Below are 15027 nucleotides of genomic sequence, written 5' to 3' on the forward strand. Positions count from 1 at the left end.
TTCGCACAACATTTTCATTCGAATTTTACAATGGACCAGAAATACCTTGCTTACGAATCATCAAGAAGTGCGCTCCCATTAAGCCTAAAAGTGCAGCCGGCAGGAAGAATACGTGGATCGCGAAGAAACGAGTCAAGGTTTGTGCACCAACGATCGTTGAATGTCCGGAAAGTAATATCTTAATGTAAGGACCAATCAATGGAACAGCCTCTGCAATCTGCAATGTAACCTTAGTTGCGAATAATGCTTTCATATCCCATGGAAGCAAGTAGCCTGTCAATCCAAGAGCCAGCATGACGAAGAAAATCAGGACTCCGACGACCCAGTTCAATTCACGAGGTTTCTTATAAGCGCCCTGGAAGAACACGCGAAGCGTATGTAAGAACATCATAACGATGACAAGGCTCGCACCCCAGTGATGCATACCGCGGACAATTTGTCCAAATGCTACCTGGTTTTGAAGATAGTAAACAGACTCCCATGCATTCTTGATGTCCGGCACGTAGTACATTGTCAGGAACATCCCTGAAAGAATCTGTATGACAGTGATGAAAAACGTCAGACCGCCAAAGCAATACACGAACGCAGAAAAGTGGTGCGCCGGGTTAACGTGCTCAGGAACCTCATGGTCTGCGATATCGCGCCACAAAGGCGTAATATCTAAACGTTCATCTACCCAATCGTAAATTTTGTTTAACAAAGATTACGCCCCCTTTCGTGGTTCGGCTTTTCCTACATAAAGGAACCCGTCTTTTTCTTTTGTTGGATATACATCCAATGGTGCCAACGGCGGTGTGCCCGGCACGTTAGTACCGTCCTTCTCGTAAAGGCCGTAGTGGCATGGACAGAAGAACATATTCGGATTTTTCTTATCCGTATTCCAGTCTACAACACAGCCAAGGTGTTTACATACTGGCGACAGGGCAATAATGTCCCCGCCTTCGTTTTTGAATACCCAAGCAGTTCCAGTCTCTTCAGATTCATACCATGCATCTTTTTGTGTGAAAGTAAAGTTGACTTTTTGCGGTTCATTTGTGATATCTGCGATTTTCAATGGAGTCGCGATAAAATCTCCCGCATCCTCACCCTTCAGTACAGGATCAACGGCAAATCGAACCATTGGCATCAGCATCCCTGCAGCCATGAAACCGCCTACACCTGTTAGAGTATAGTTTAAGAATTGACGTCTTGAAACACGATGCTTACTCACGCTATTCCCCCCTCTATTCCCAAGTTAAGTCCCCAACGGACATAATTTAAACACATTTTAAAACTAGGACATAACCATGATATATCAATCTCATTACAAAATCAATATAATACTATGTTGAAAACATTTTTTGCAGTGATAAAAATAACACGAAACTATTCTTCTTCCCATTTCTCAGTAAACAAAGAAAGTAATTGCTTTACCTGATCCTCCACTATAGCCACTTTCTGCTGCTCCTGCATGTGCTCCAAAGACAAGGACGGAAGCCAAAGAACATTTCCAATCAACTCTTTCTCCTGCTGTCTCCAGCTGCTGTCGGACGTCACATAAAAAACATGCTTGAAATGCTTGTCCAATAGAGTGTTCTCCCATTCCTTCAAAACGTTCAAGCTACCCTCATTTCCTTTTATGTAAACAAAATCAGGCAAGAGGAAAATCCGGCCCCGAAACTGCTTCTCCAGCTGTGATGTAAGTATTCCAGTGAATTCCGCCATCGAAGCATTTTGTTTCATGTCATCACCAAAAGAAACTGGCAATAACGGGACAATTGCTGTGTCGACATACTCAGCAGCTTTTTGGTACATTTCCACATCTGCTGCCACCCATTTCATAAAACCAACTCCATCTATCATTTAGGCTTGAGTCGTAACTAAAGGCTACCTAAGGCCCTTATTTACATCTACTCTATAATATCATATTGAAAATAGTTTTCGAACCGTATGGTGTGTTGGTTTCTTGGCTTTATAGATAACCGAATCAATGAGTTCAGACATAATTGTGGCTTACCCTCTTTGTTTTGTCCGAAGTCGACCCGGGTTCGGACAAGATTACGGCTTCTCCTCCTCGTTTTGTCCGAAGTTGAACCAGATTCAGACAAAATTGCGGTTTGTCCTCTTCGTTTTGTCTGAAGTCGACCCGGGTTCGGACAAAATTGCGGTTTGTCCTCTTCGTTTTGTCCGAAGTTGAACCAGGTTCAGACAAAATTGCGGTTTGTCCTCTTCGTTTTGTCCGAAGTTGACCCGGCTTCGGACAAGATTACGGCTTCTCCTCCTCGTTTTGTCCGAAGTTGACCCGGCTTCGGACAAGATTACGGCTTCTCCTCCTCGTTTTGTCCGAAGTTGAACCAGGTTCAGACAAAATTGCGGTTTGTCCTCTTCGTTTTGTCTGAAGTCGACCCGGGTTCGGACAAAATTGCGGTTTGTCCTCAAAGTTTTGTCTGAAGTCACACCGGGTTCAGACAAAATTGCGGTTTGTCCTCAAAGTTTTGTCTGAAGTCACACCGGGTTCAGACAATTTCGTGGCTTCTCCTCGTAGTTTTGTCTGAAGTCACACCGGGTTCAGACAAATTTATGGCTTATCCTCGAAGTTTTGTCTGAAGTCACACCGGGTTCAGACAAATTTATGGCTTATCCTCTTAGTTTTGTCTGAAGTCACCCTTGGTTTAGACAAATTTATGGCTTATCCTCAAAGTTTTGTCTGAAGTCACACTGGGTTCAGACAAATTCGTGGCTTCTCCTCGTAGTTTTGTCTGAAGTCACACCGGGTTCAGACAAATTCGTGGCTTCTCCTCGTAGTTTTGTCCGAAGTCACACCAGGTTCAGTCAATATCGCAGCTAAACCCTGAAATCTTGTAGGGGACAACCTTAGATTCCGGCCATTACAACACCTTGTTCTCACTTTTCATCAAAACACACCGTCCGTATAAAAATGCAAAATAAAAAGCCTGCTATCTAAAGCAAGCTATAACGAATTGACTGTGCCCAATCTTTTTAATTGTTCTGTGAGTTGTTCAAAAGCTTTCTGGTCCTGGCTGTCCAGTGCTTCATCGATCATGGTGAGCAGTTTGTCTTTCTGGAACTTTTGGATACTTTCTTCAAGGAATCTTTCTGCTACCATCTTGTCACTTTCGCTGATTTGGAGCTGGCCTGGAACATATGGGTTTTCTTCCAGTACGGCCGCAAACTGGTGGGCTTTGTTTGAAGCGTGGAAATTCAATTGGATGTAAATTTCCTCTTCTCTGTTCAGACGAATGTCGTGGAACGACTTTTCTGCATCCGTCGTCATTACGTTTTCTTTGAAGAACCTGAATGGCACTTCATCGACGCAATGGGTCGACATTACTAATCCCCTTGGACAATACTGTGCATTATCCACAAAGTGCACCTTTTCCATCAGCTGGTCATGGCTCATCAAGTAGTTAAGGATCCAAACGCATTCCCGCCTTTTAAGCTGATAATGGTTCAAAAACCAGCGAATAAAATCCTTTTTCTCGTTGACAGATACAGGGGTTGTCATTTTTGAATCCCTCCTCTGCATAACTCAAATTTTTTGTTGAAATTACTGATTCTCCGTCAAGCGTTCCAATAACTCACGGAATTCTTCATTGCCAGGTTCTTTTTCAACTAACTTACTAAAAATTTCGGCAGCGTCGGCCATTTTTCCTTCTTCAATTAAAAAATATCCGTAGTCTGTCAAAAATTCTTTGTTGTCTTTAAAGAAAGTATATGCTAGTTGGTATTTGTTTAATGACTGTGAAAAATCTTCAATTTGCTGGTAAGCTACTGCCTCATCCCATAAAATCTGAGGTTCCTCTTCCTCTTCATGGATATCAGCTGCTCGTACCAGCTCCAGTACATCCTCATAGCGTTCCTGCTTAAGAAACAATTTATTGAGGACCAAGACCCCTTCCATGAACCCAGGATCAATGGCAATTGATTCTCGAAGCAATTTTTCAGCAGCTTCTTCATCAGGAATCTTAAGGGCCAATTTGCCGCCATAAAAATATAAATCTTTATTGAATTCATCTTGATCGATTCCCTGCTTTACAGCTTCGAACGCTTCTTCAACCATTTCTTCACGTTCATAGGCTTTGGCTAGATAAAGGTAAAGGGAGTGATATTCAGGGTCAAGAGCCTTCAGTTCCTCGAATTTCTCGATCGCTGTTTTATTATAGCCCGCCTGCAACGCGGTGAAAGCAAATCCGAACAAAGTATTAATTTCCAGTTTTTGCTCTAACGCTTTTTCATAAAAGTGGAGAGCTTCCTCAAACGACCCGCCCGCACTTAAAGCTTCGGCCAATCTCTGATTGATATTCACTCCGCCAATTTCCTCATGTGTCTTAAGAACCGTTTCATAATACTGAATCGCTTCAACCAATTTCCCCTGGTGGGCATATAGCTCACCTAGTGCAAAATCAATCACAGGCTCATCCGGTAAAATCCTTTTCGCTTCATGGAGCTTCTTTTCGCTTACCTCAAACAGACCTTCCATTTGATACAGGTCTGCCAATAGTAGCAGCGCTTGAGGGAAAGAAGGATCATCTTCTTTTACTCTTTCAAGGGTAAGCATCGCCTCTTCCTCATTACCCATTTCAATCTGGGTTTCTGCGAGCAATACATGGAGTTCTCCTTCATCAGGATAATTCTTTAATAAACTTTCAATCAAAGCCCCTGTTTCTTCCATAAAACCGAATCGGAATAGCTCCTCGGAAAGAAGGAATTTTTCTTCGTCGCTGCCTTGTTCAAGAATTTCCTTATAGGCAGCCATTGCTTTTTCAAGCTGTCCATTTTCAATATAATTTGTTATTTCTTTTACTTCGATCATTTCTCTCATCCTATCTTCACTTCAGGCTTCGCAATCAACTCAAGAAAGCCTTTAATAATTATCTGTAAAAAATCCTGGTGTCTTAATTATAACATTCTCTCCCTTTCCTGGCCGATAATAAACCTCACTCCCTGCACGAATTACTTTTCCCTTATCGACGGTCACTGCCAAATGCTTTGATTGGAAAAACAACCCGTGTTCATCACGATGTTTTGTTTCAGCGTTAATATTGTAAAGATTATAGCTGAGTTCCCCGCCAATATGCAGATTGGATTTTTCCGGGAAGATTCCCGTTTTCTTTAAAACTGACCTTGACACGGGGCCCGGGTTCGATAAGTCATCGTGCACTGCGGGGAGCTTCTCTTTTTTCATTAAATCACTCCAGATATTGAGCTGAACCTGCCTTCCCTTTTTATGCTTGCTTTCAGGGAAGAGTGGAATGATTGGGCAATTATATGGAAACAGTGCTTCCTTGATCCAACCCCATGGCATCGTACTTAAGTTGTCCATCTCGTCAATTTCCAGAAAGATCGCTGGGATTTTTAACTTTTTGCACTTCCGGATAAATCCAGGATTCAAAAGGCGTGGAGGGATGCTGACCCCCAGGACAAAGTCAATTGGGCTGTCCAGCAAATCACTTTTCATCTGCTTAAGCTTTTCTTCCAGCTGTCGTTCAAATTGGATTTTAACTGTCGTGAACACAACAGTGCTGCCCTTGAAGATGAAATTTTTCAGGTAATATTCTTTTCTCTCTTTAAAAGGTTCTTTCACAGGAAGATTTTGATCAAAGAGGACATGTGTTGGGGTCATTATGAAGGTGTCCGCATCCATCCTCATGTAGTTATAGCGGTCAAAATTGGACGCTGAAGATAGAATTCGCTGGTCCTCTACCAGCATATTCATCTCTGTTAAGGCTTGTCCTTTCATGAGGTGGACATTTTCTATAATGTATGCCATAAAACCACTCCTTTATCGGTCTTATGACAAACTATGCTGAAATCCAGAGAATATAACGCAGTTTTATTTGGTTTTACCGTACAAATAGACAGAAGGCCATCCATTGCTCATGATTGGCCCTCCTCCAAAACAAGACTATGCTATTTTCCCAACAAGGAATACAAATCATCAAAAAAGCCCGGGTAAGAAACGGCGACCGCTTCACTTTGCTCAAGGATGACATCCCTTTTACATAGAAGGGCGGCGATCGATAACATCATCCCAATCCGGTGGTCCCCGTGTGCAGACACAGTACCTCCGTCAAGGCTTTGTAGACCTTGTATGATCATGCCATCCTCTGTAGCTTCTATGTCTACCCCAATTTTTTTCAGTTCATTGACTACTGTATCAATCCGATTTGTTTCCTTTACCTTCAATTCCCCTGCATCCTTAATGACCGTTTTTCCTTCGGCCTGAGTTGCCAGCAGGGCAATGACCGGGATTTCATCAATTAAGCGGGGAATCAGGTCGCCTTCAATGATTGTACCTTTTAATTTTGAATATTTGATTCTTATATCTCCAGCTGGTTCAGCTGATTCACCCTCATATGGATCAATTGAGAAATCAGCTCCCATCGATTTTAGCACATCGATTATTCCTGTTCTTGTTGGATTTAGTCCAACATTTCGGAGAATGAGGTCACTGTCTGGAACAACCGCTCCCGCGACTAGAAAAAAGGCTGCAGAGGAAATGTCACCAGGAACCTTTATCTCCGTGCCCTTAAGCATTTGTCCGCCTGTTACCTTTACGGCATCCTCCTTGCGTTCGACTTGTCCGCCAAATTGCTTGATCATCCGTTCTGTATGGTCCCGTGTTTTCACTGGCTCAACAACTACAGTCTCACCTTCAGCCTGAAGTCCTGCAAGCAGGATCGCCGACTTCACCTGCGCACTTGCTATCGGCAGTTCATATGTAATCCCGGTTAATTTTTGGCCTTCCACTGTCAGTGGGGTGAATTCTCCATTATTCCTGCCTGTAATCCTCGCTCCCATTTTAGCGAGCGGGAGAGTCACTCTGGTCATCGGCCTTCTGGCAATCGATTCATCCCCCTCAAGAGTGGAACTAAATGACAAGCCAGAAAGGATTCCCATCATCAGCCGTATGGTTGTCCCGGAATTGCCGACGTACAACGTTGCCTCAGGCTTGCTTAACCCAGACGTACCTTTTCCTATAACTGTCACATCGCTTCCGTTCTGGACAATTTCAACACCCAGCTGCCGGAAGCAGGAAATCGTGCTTAAACAATCTTCTCCGGGCAGGAAGTTTTCAATCTTTGTGATTCCTTCGGCTAGTGACCCGAACATGACTGCTCTGTGTGAGATAGATTTATCCCCAGGTACTTTAACCTGCCCCTCCAAAGAGGTCCTATTTGTTAAAAGAGTTTTAACTGACATAATTCGGCTCCTTAAGTCTACTCTGCAACAGACATTTCATAGTCTGTGTTTTTTCCAATACATTCTCTAGCTCTCGCACGGTCATCGGGCGTTTGGAAACTGATCACCAATACGCCGTAGATGTCTTCACGAGTTTCAATGATTCTTATATTCGTTATACTGATCTCTTCAACTGCTAGATATCCGGTGATTTCAGAAATCACACCTGGATAGTCAGGAACATCTACAAACAAATCATAAAAGCTGGGAATTGCCCCTTTATCACTCACAGGCAAACCATCCCGGAACTTTTTGGCTGAATCAAAGAAGTCAAAGATGCTCTCTCGATCATTGGTAACCAATAATTCTTTTACCCGTCCCATTTCATCCTGCCAGTCGGACAACAAAGATATGAGGACTTCCCGGTTCTGGAGAAGAATGTCTCTCCACATCCGCGGATTGCTTGAAGCGATTCGTGTTATATCCCTGAACCCGCCGGCAGCCAGACGATTAATGAGCGGATTTCCCTCATCCGCCTTTGACGCTTGATGGACGAGGGAAGCAGCTATGATGTGAGGGAAATGGCTGACCACTCCTGTAAGAAAATCATGCTCTTCAGGTGATACATCGAGAAACTTTGCTCGTGTGCCAGAAAGCCATTTTTTCAATCGATCTACCGTCTCACGTCTCACCACAGTCTCAGGTGTAAGAAGATAGAATGCATTTTCAAAGAGGATTTTCTTGGCTGCGGCCACACCGCTTTTGTGAGAACCAGCCATGGGATGGCCGCCAATGAAGTTTATTCCCTTTTCACTCAGGCAAGTTGCCTTCTTCGAAATATATGACTTCGTGCTGCCAGTGTCGGTTATGAGGACTTCTTTTTTCAGCTTCAATCCTGCCAAACATTCAATAATGCTTCCCGTAGTCTGCACCGGGGTCGCTATAATGATTAAGTCTGCCATGGGAGCTTCTCTTTCAATACTGCCTGCTGCACGGTCAATGACTCCGAGCATCAAGGCGATGTCCATTTGATTTTTGTCAGCATCAAAGCCGATAAGTTCTGCCTTCGGATGCTCCTCTTTTATACACATTGCCAGAGAGCCGCCAATCAAACCAAGCCCAATGATCAATACGCGGCCTTCCATATCGTCCACACCCTTATTTATTTAATACCGTATCCACACTCAAAAATTCTTTGATGATCTCAATTAAACCTTGATTCTGTTCTTTTGAGCCAATTGTAATCCTTACACATGTTGGAAATCCAAGTGCTGTACCTGAACGCACAATATATCCTCTTTCAAGCAGGAATTGGAATACCTCCTGACCGTCCTTTTTGAAATCGATCAAGATGAAGTTTCCCTGTGACGGATAATAAGCCAAACCTGCAGTATCACAAAATTGGTAAAACTGCTCTAAACCAGCTCTGTTTTCCTTTTTGCAAACATCCACAAATTCCTGGTCCATGACCGCTGCTATTGCCGCGGCTTGTGCCAAGGAGTTAACATTAAATGGCTCCCTGACTGGCTCAAGTGCTGTAATTGCTTCCTCATGTGCAATTCCATATCCAACTCTGAAGCTGGCTAGACCGTATATTTTTGAAAAAGTTCTCAGGATGATTAAATTCTTATATTGATCAAGCAACCGCAATGAATCATGATAATCTTCGGCGGTCACATATTCATAGTAAGCTTCATCCAGCACGACGAGCACATCGCTTGGCACCCTTGCCATAAATGCTGTCAATTCTTCTTCAGTGATATACATCCCTGTTGGATTATTCGGAGAACATAACCAGACAACCGTTGTCCGTTCGTCTATGGCCGCCGCCATCCCATCCAGATCATGGGCACCATCAACTAAGGGGATTTCCGTTATTTCACAGCCCTCGATAACGCCATTATGTTTATATTGAGGAAATGTGGGAGCAGCCATCACGGTTTTTGTCCCGGGTTTAAGAAGCGCACGGGCAATCATCTGGATAATTTCATCCGATCCATTTCCTAGAATGACCTGCCCTTCGTTAACACCCAAATGGTTTGCTAAATGAGTGCGAAGTTCGGTTGCATATCCATCAGGATACATTGAAAATTTCCCAGCATAGTTCGCAATAACATTTTTAACTTTTTCTGAAGAACCAAATGGATTCTCATTTGATGCCAGTTTAACAATCTCTGTTAAACCATACTGCCTTTTCACTTCACTGATCGATTTTCCAGGCTGGTACGGTTTTAGCTTTAGAAGCTGCTCTTTCCATCTCATCTTATCCACCTCGACTATTCTACTCTTTAACCCGCTATCTAATTAAAGTATTAAAGGACATATATCTATCATACACTTTTTGGCCCAACAGAAAAAGACTAAAAGTTCTATAAATCCGGTCTAAGTCCAGCAGCTCCTTCAAGGTATACATGCCGGATCTCTTCCTGGGATTTTTCAGTGTTGAAATGGATCATGATTCTGATGCATTTCTGCAGCGAGCCGGGGACAGATAATTCTTGCATGCACATGACCGGAACATAGGTCCAGCCAGGTAAATTTCGCAATGCCCTTGCCGGGAAGGCTGCATCAACATCATCAGTAGCAGAAATTAAAATGGAAGCAACCACATTTGGCGAAATATCATTGGAGGATACTGCTTCTTTTAAAAGTCTTTCAGTGGCAGCAATGATTTCTTGTTCATCATTGTCATTTACTGTAATGGCTCCCCTTACACCCCTAATCATCAAACTCCCCCTCTTCCGCAAAATTCTTCAGGTTCATCAACAATACTGCTTCCTCCACTTCCTTGAGAGCAGGAAGTCCGACTTTCTCAAGTAAAACAAACCGAATTGAACCATTAACAGTTTTCTTATCCTGTTTCATCCTTTCCAGCAGCCTCTCATTTGAAATACCGGATGGAATGGACGTTTTATATCCAAGACCTTTGAGCCAGTTCTTGATTTCCTTTATATTAAAATCAAGTCCAAGCAATTGTGTGCTTAACTTTAGCGAAAAAAGCATTCCTATAGCAACAGCTTCCCCATGGGTCACCTTGCCATAACCAGCCTCTGCTTCAATAGCGTGACCAAGAGTATGCCCAAAGTTCAAATATGCGCGGACGCCGTTTTCCTTCTCGTCCTCTGCAACAATGGCCCCTTTGATTTGCACGCCTCTTGTCAAAAACTCAAGCATCTGAGGATCCGTCATTTCATTCAATGACTGGATCTCTTCCATAAGCCAGCAATAGAAGTTTTCATCGCTTATTAATGAATGCTTTATGACCTCTGCAAAGCCGGAACGCAATTCTTTTTCAGGGAGTGTCTTCAGGTATTCCAAATCATAAACGACTGCCTCAGGCTGATGGAATGCCCCAACCATATTCTTGCCTAATGGATGGTTGATTGCTACCTTGCCCCCCACCGCACTATCATGGGCAAGAATAGTGGTAGGGATTTGAATGAAACGGATCCCCCTCATATAAGTCGCGGCAACAAAACCTGCTAAGTCTCCCACTGCCCCGCCACCAAAAGAGAGGATCAGCGACTTTCGATCAAGTTTATTTTCAAGCGCTGAGGTAAGACAATCATGGTAAACATCGAAGGTCTTCGCTTTTTCTCCTGACGGAACGATCTTTTCGAAAACTCTTTCCAGACCGATTCGCTCTCTAAATGTTTGCAAATGTTGTTTGGCGACTGTTTCATCAGTAATGACCATGACCGAAGTATAGTGGTCTTCCGTACCATGAATAATTTCCCGTAATTGTTGAATAGCACCCTTTCCAATATATACAGGATAGGTTTTGGTGCTTGTATGGATTTCCACTTGCTGCATCTTAAAACTCCCTCGCAGTCCTTCGCTGCTCGTCGACGGATGCTTTCAGTGTTTCAAATCGATCAGCACAGAATTGATCAACGATTGCCGAAGCTAACTCCCAGGCAACAACACTTTCCGCAACCACCGCAGCTGCAGGTACCGCACAGGCATCAGAACGTTCAATACTCGCTGCAAAAGGTTCTTTGGAGTCAATATCAACACTCATCAACGGTTTGTAAAGAGTCGGGATTGGTTTCATAACACCTCGGACAACGATTGGCATACCCGTTGTCATTCCACCTTCCAGACCTCCAAGCCGGTTCGTTTTCCGGTAGTATCCTCTTCCCTCTTCCCATGCTATTTCATCATGCACCTGGCTGCCAGGCTTTCTGGCCGCTTCAAAACCGATGCCGATTTCAACACCTTTGAATGCATTGATGCTCATGATGGCCGCAGCAAGTTTACCATCAAGCTTGCGGTCGTAATGAACATAGCTGCCAACTCCAGCCGGCATGCCCTCGGCAATTACCTCGACGACCCCGCCAATGGAGTCTCCATTTTGTTTAGCTTCATCAATCGCAGCCATCATTTTCGTTCCTGCATCTGGGTCGAAGCATCTGACTGGAGAAGCTTCCGTTACTTCTTTAAGCTGTTCCAGTGTAGCGAAATCCTGTTTTTCAGCTGCAACACCGCCTATCTCGACAACATGAGCCACCAATTCGATCCCCAGCAGTGACAGAAGTTTTTTTGCTGCTGCGCCTGCTGCAACCCTGACAGTCGTTTCCCTTGCAGACGAACGTTCAAGAACATTCCTCATATCACGATGCCCATATTTAATCGCACCATTTAGGTCTGCATGACCAGGACGAGGACGTGAAATCTTCCTCTTCACTTCATCAGAGGATAGATCATCCAGCGGTTCCTGGCCCATAATCCCGGTCCAATGCTTCCAATCGTTATTTTCTACAACCAGCGCAATCGGCGAGCCTAATGTATATCCATGCCGAATCCCTGATGTAATCTGCACCTGATCCTTTTCAATCTGCATCCTTCTTCCGCGTCCATAGCCTTTCTGCCTGCGCGCAAGCTCTTTATTTATATCTTCTGCTATAATCGGCACGCCTGCTGGCATCCCCTCAATAATGGTTGTTAGCTGTGGTCCATGTGATTCTCCAGCCGTTAAATATCTCATATACTTTCTCCCTTCAACTCGCTAAAGGATTTGTTTTACTATATCATACAGGTGAAAATAAATAAATTAAAAATTTCGAAATATGTATTCTTCCTTTTAAGAATGAAGCCATTTTATCACGAAGCCCATATACTCGCAAAAAAACAATCTCTCTCTAATCTGCCAGTCGGAATTCCAAGGACATTTTTGCCGTGAGGCCTATAAAATGGCAAAACAAGAAGGAGCTCGGGTACCCGGCTCCTCCTATTATTTCTTTCTATAAAAGAAAGTATCTACTGTTTCAAAGTTATAGGTGCCAGGGTTGAAGATTTGTTCAGTGCTTCCGACAAATAAAATCCCACCCGGCCTTAATGCTGCACTGAATTTTTGATAAATGCTTTCCTTGGCCTCCTCGGTAAAATAAATGAGGACGTTGCGGCAGACGATTAAGTCAAATGGTCCTCCGTAATGGTCGGCGAGCAAATTTTGTTTTTTAAAGGTAACAGTCTTCTTGATTTCATCCCCAACAGTATAGTAAGAACCATCCTGCTGAAAGAACTTTTTAACCATTTCCTTTGGAGCTTCATTCAATGACCTTTCTGAATATACTCCGCGCTTGGCTTTTGCCAAGACATTTTCATCAATGTCGGTAGCCAGGATTTGTATCTTCGATAAGGGCATATGCTTTGAAAGCACCATCGATAATGTAAATGGCTCCTCCCCAGTTGAACAGGCTGCACTCCAGGTTTTAAGTGTTGTATTTTTGCTTAACAACTCTGGAATGATTGATTGATCGAGTACTTCCCATCTTTTTGCGTTTCTATAAAACTCAGATACATTGATGGTCATGCGGTCCAAAAATTCGTTCATAAGCTGCTTGTCTTTGTCCAGAGCCTGAAAAAACTCCTTGAAAGATGAGTAGCCTTTCTTTTGATAGAGTGAAGTCAACCTTCTTTTCATTTGCGCTTCTTTGTATAGAGCAAGGTTTATACCAGTCTTCTGGTAGATATTCGAAATAAATTGTTCATAGTCTTGCAGCATCATTTTGCTCCTTCTCGGTACTAGAAAAAGTTGGACATTTTTATTATATCGAAAAAAATGATATAGAGTGAGATATTTTTTATGATTAAACCGGTCTGTTTCAAACAAGGAGCAAAAGATCCCGTAAAAAGAAAAGGACACTTGCAATTTACAAGTGTCCGGGGATTATTTTAGTATACCCACTCATTAACCAATTTGCTGTATTCAGCCAGTTCTTCTTGCTTGAAGAATAGTCCGATTTCACGCTCAGCGCTTTCTGGTGAGTCAGATCCGTGAATGACGTTCTTGCCTACAGTTACGCCGAAGTCTCCGCGGATTGTTCCAGGAGCTGCATCCTTAGGGTTAGTTGCTCCCATCATCTGGCGTGCAGTAGAAATTACATTCTCTCCCTGCCATACCATAGCAAATACTGGGCCTGAAGTGATGAAGTCTACTAATTCACCGAAGAATGGACGTTCTTTATGTTCGCCGTAATGCTCTTCAGCAAGCTCTCTAGGGATGTTCATAAGTTTTGCTCCAACTAGCTGGTAGCCTTTCTTTTCAAAACGAGCTACAACTTCACCAATCAGGTTACGCTGTACTCCGTCAGGTTTCACCATCAAATAAGTCTTTTCCATGAGTTCCACTCCTAATTCATATATGTATGTGAACCGCTTACAAAAGCAATCCTTAGAAATAGTATCATTTTTTTGAAAAATTCGCAACTTGCTAATACTTGCGTTTTCCAATGAATTTAGCGATATCACGCAATGACTTCTTTGCCTTATTAGATGGAAGCTCTTCAAGGACTTCAAGTGCTTTATCCAGGTAACGGTCACTGATTGCCAGTGATTTTTCAATCGCTCCTGAATCCTGTACAAGCTTAAGGATTTCATTAAGCTCTTCTCTTGCCATGCCCTCATGGACAGCCTGGATTCGGCTCTTAATCGATTCATCCTGCATTGCATACAGTACTGGAAGCGTTACGTTGCCTTGCAAAAGATCCCCGCCAGCCGGCTTCCCAAGTTCTTTTTCTGTCCCCGTGAAATCAAGCACGTCATCCGTAATCTGGAAGGACATGCCGACATAGTAGCCAAACTCATACAATTTACGATGGTCCTGCTCAGGAACTCCTGATACCACGGCACCCAGCTGACAACTCGCGGCAATTAAAAGAGCTGTCTTCCGTTTGATCCGCAGTAAATAATTACGCAGATTTTGATCGAAATTGTATTTATCTTTTATCTGCTCAATTTCACCAACACTTAGTTCGACTATTGTATCAGAGAGAATCTGGTGTGCAGTCGGATTATTAATGTCCGTCATAAGCTCCAACGCTCTGGCAAAAATATAATCTCCAGTGTACATCGCAATCTTGTTATCCCATTTAGCTTTGATTGTCGCTTGCCCCCGACGCAATTCAGCATCGTCGATCACATCATCATGAACCAGGGAGGCCATATGGATCAGTTCCAGGGAGACTGCTACATCTTTAATCGTATTGATGTCATAATCACCGAATTTTCCGCCAAGGAGCACAAAAACGGGCCTGATCCGTTTCCCGCCAGCTTTCAGCAAGTGCAGACTTGCCTGTCTAAGGAGCTGTGAATCTGCCTCGATCGCTTCTTCCAGTTCTCTTTCTATCAATGTCAAATCAGAATTCAAATATGTATATAGTAACTTCATTTTCATATTAATCCACCCAGCTTTTACATCCTCAATATCCATTGATGCAACTTCAGCATGTCCCTCGCCGCCTCAATGCAATAAGGAGATTTCTTTTATGAAGGCTCTGTTAGTAAATTTGTTACTTTCGTGATTGTCCCTGCAAGAGATAACCTTAAACTAAAACAGGCTGA

At 43.2% G+C, this 15027-nt stretch carries 15 protein-coding genes; all 15 read right to left on the minus strand.

Annotated elements, in window-relative coordinates; genetic code table 11:
• Positions 1–25 precede the first annotated feature (25 nt).
• Entirely contained in the window at positions 26–700 is a 675-nt protein-coding gene (gene qcrB, locus LGO15_RS15725) for a menaquinol-cytochrome c reductase cytochrome b subunit (protein ID WP_102263395.1), read from the minus strand.
• 3 nt (positions 701–703) lie between these two features.
• Positions 704–1210 (minus strand): QcrA and Rieske domain-containing protein, encoded by a 507-nt coding sequence (locus LGO15_RS15730; RefSeq protein ID WP_167831358.1) that lies wholly within the window; start codon positions 1208–1210, stop codon positions 704–706.
• A 155-nt stretch (positions 1211–1365) separates the two neighbouring features.
• Positions 1366–1821, minus strand: a complete 456-nt coding sequence (locus LGO15_RS15735) for a YpiF family protein (RefSeq protein ID WP_226085232.1) — start codon at positions 1819–1821, stop codon at positions 1366–1368.
• Positions 1822–2950: 1129 nt separating this feature from the next.
• Positions 2951–3505 (minus strand): ReoY family proteolytic degradation factor, encoded by a 555-nt coding sequence (locus LGO15_RS15740; protein WP_167831360.1) that lies wholly within the window; start codon positions 3503–3505, stop codon positions 2951–2953.
• Between the two features lie 42 nt (positions 3506–3547).
• Positions 3548–4813, minus strand: coding sequence for a tetratricopeptide repeat protein (locus LGO15_RS15745; RefSeq protein WP_167831361.1), 1266 nt, complete (start codon positions 4811–4813; stop codon positions 3548–3550).
• Between the two features lie 51 nt (positions 4814–4864).
• Positions 4865–5770: a hypothetical protein gene (locus LGO15_RS15750; protein ID WP_226085233.1), complete on the minus strand. Its 906-nt coding sequence runs from the start codon at positions 5768–5770 to the stop codon at positions 4865–4867.
• 140 nt (positions 5771–5910) lie between these two features.
• Positions 5911–7203, minus strand: a complete 1293-nt coding sequence (gene aroA / locus LGO15_RS15755; RefSeq protein ID WP_226085234.1) for a 3-phosphoshikimate 1-carboxyvinyltransferase — start codon at positions 7201–7203, stop codon at positions 5911–5913.
• Positions 7204–7220: 17 nt separating this feature from the next.
• The gene (locus LGO15_RS15760; RefSeq protein WP_226085235.1) at positions 7221–8327 is read right to left on the minus strand and encodes a prephenate dehydrogenase; all 1107 of its coding nucleotides are present in this window, start codon (positions 8325–8327) and stop codon (positions 7221–7223) included.
• Between the two features lie 13 nt (positions 8328–8340).
• Complete coding sequence (hisC, locus tag LGO15_RS15765; protein ID WP_226085236.1) at positions 8341–9444, minus strand: histidinol-phosphate transaminase; 1104 nt, start codon at positions 9442–9444, stop codon at positions 8341–8343.
• 107 nt (positions 9445–9551) lie between these two features.
• Positions 9552–9908: a chorismate mutase gene (aroH, locus tag LGO15_RS15770; protein WP_226085237.1), complete on the minus strand. Its 357-nt coding sequence runs from the start codon at positions 9906–9908 to the stop codon at positions 9552–9554.
• Positions 9901–10995 carry a 3-dehydroquinate synthase gene (gene aroB, locus LGO15_RS15775; RefSeq protein ID WP_226085238.1) on the minus strand — a complete coding sequence of 365 codons (1095 nt, stop codon included), beginning with the start codon at positions 10993–10995 and terminating at the stop codon, positions 9901–9903. The genes aroH and aroB overlap by 8 nt, the downstream gene beginning before the upstream one ends.
• A gap of 1 nt (position 10996) precedes the next feature.
• Positions 10997–12169 carry a chorismate synthase gene (gene aroC, locus LGO15_RS15780; protein ID WP_226085239.1) on the minus strand — a complete coding sequence of 391 codons (1173 nt, stop codon included), beginning with the start codon at positions 12167–12169 and terminating at the stop codon, positions 10997–10999.
• A 246-nt stretch (positions 12170–12415) separates the two neighbouring features.
• The gene (locus LGO15_RS15785) at positions 12416–13189 is read right to left on the minus strand and encodes a CheR family methyltransferase (protein WP_226087914.1); all 774 of its coding nucleotides are present in this window, start codon (positions 13187–13189) and stop codon (positions 12416–12418) included.
• Positions 13190–13359: 170 nt separating this feature from the next.
• A complete protein-coding gene (ndk, locus tag LGO15_RS15790) occupies positions 13360–13806 on the minus strand; it encodes a nucleoside-diphosphate kinase (RefSeq protein WP_226085240.1) in 447 nt (148 codons plus the stop codon).
• Between the two features lie 91 nt (positions 13807–13897).
• Positions 13898–14860 (minus strand): heptaprenyl diphosphate synthase component II, encoded by a 963-nt coding sequence (gene hepT, locus LGO15_RS15795; protein WP_226085241.1) that lies wholly within the window; start codon positions 14858–14860, stop codon positions 13898–13900.
• Positions 14861–15027 lie beyond the last annotated feature (167 nt).

Source organism: Mesobacillus sp. S13 (assembly GCF_020422885.1).
GTDB classification, from domain to species: Bacteria; Bacillota; Bacilli; order Bacillales; family Cytobacillaceae; genus Mesobacillus; species Mesobacillus selenatarsenatis_A.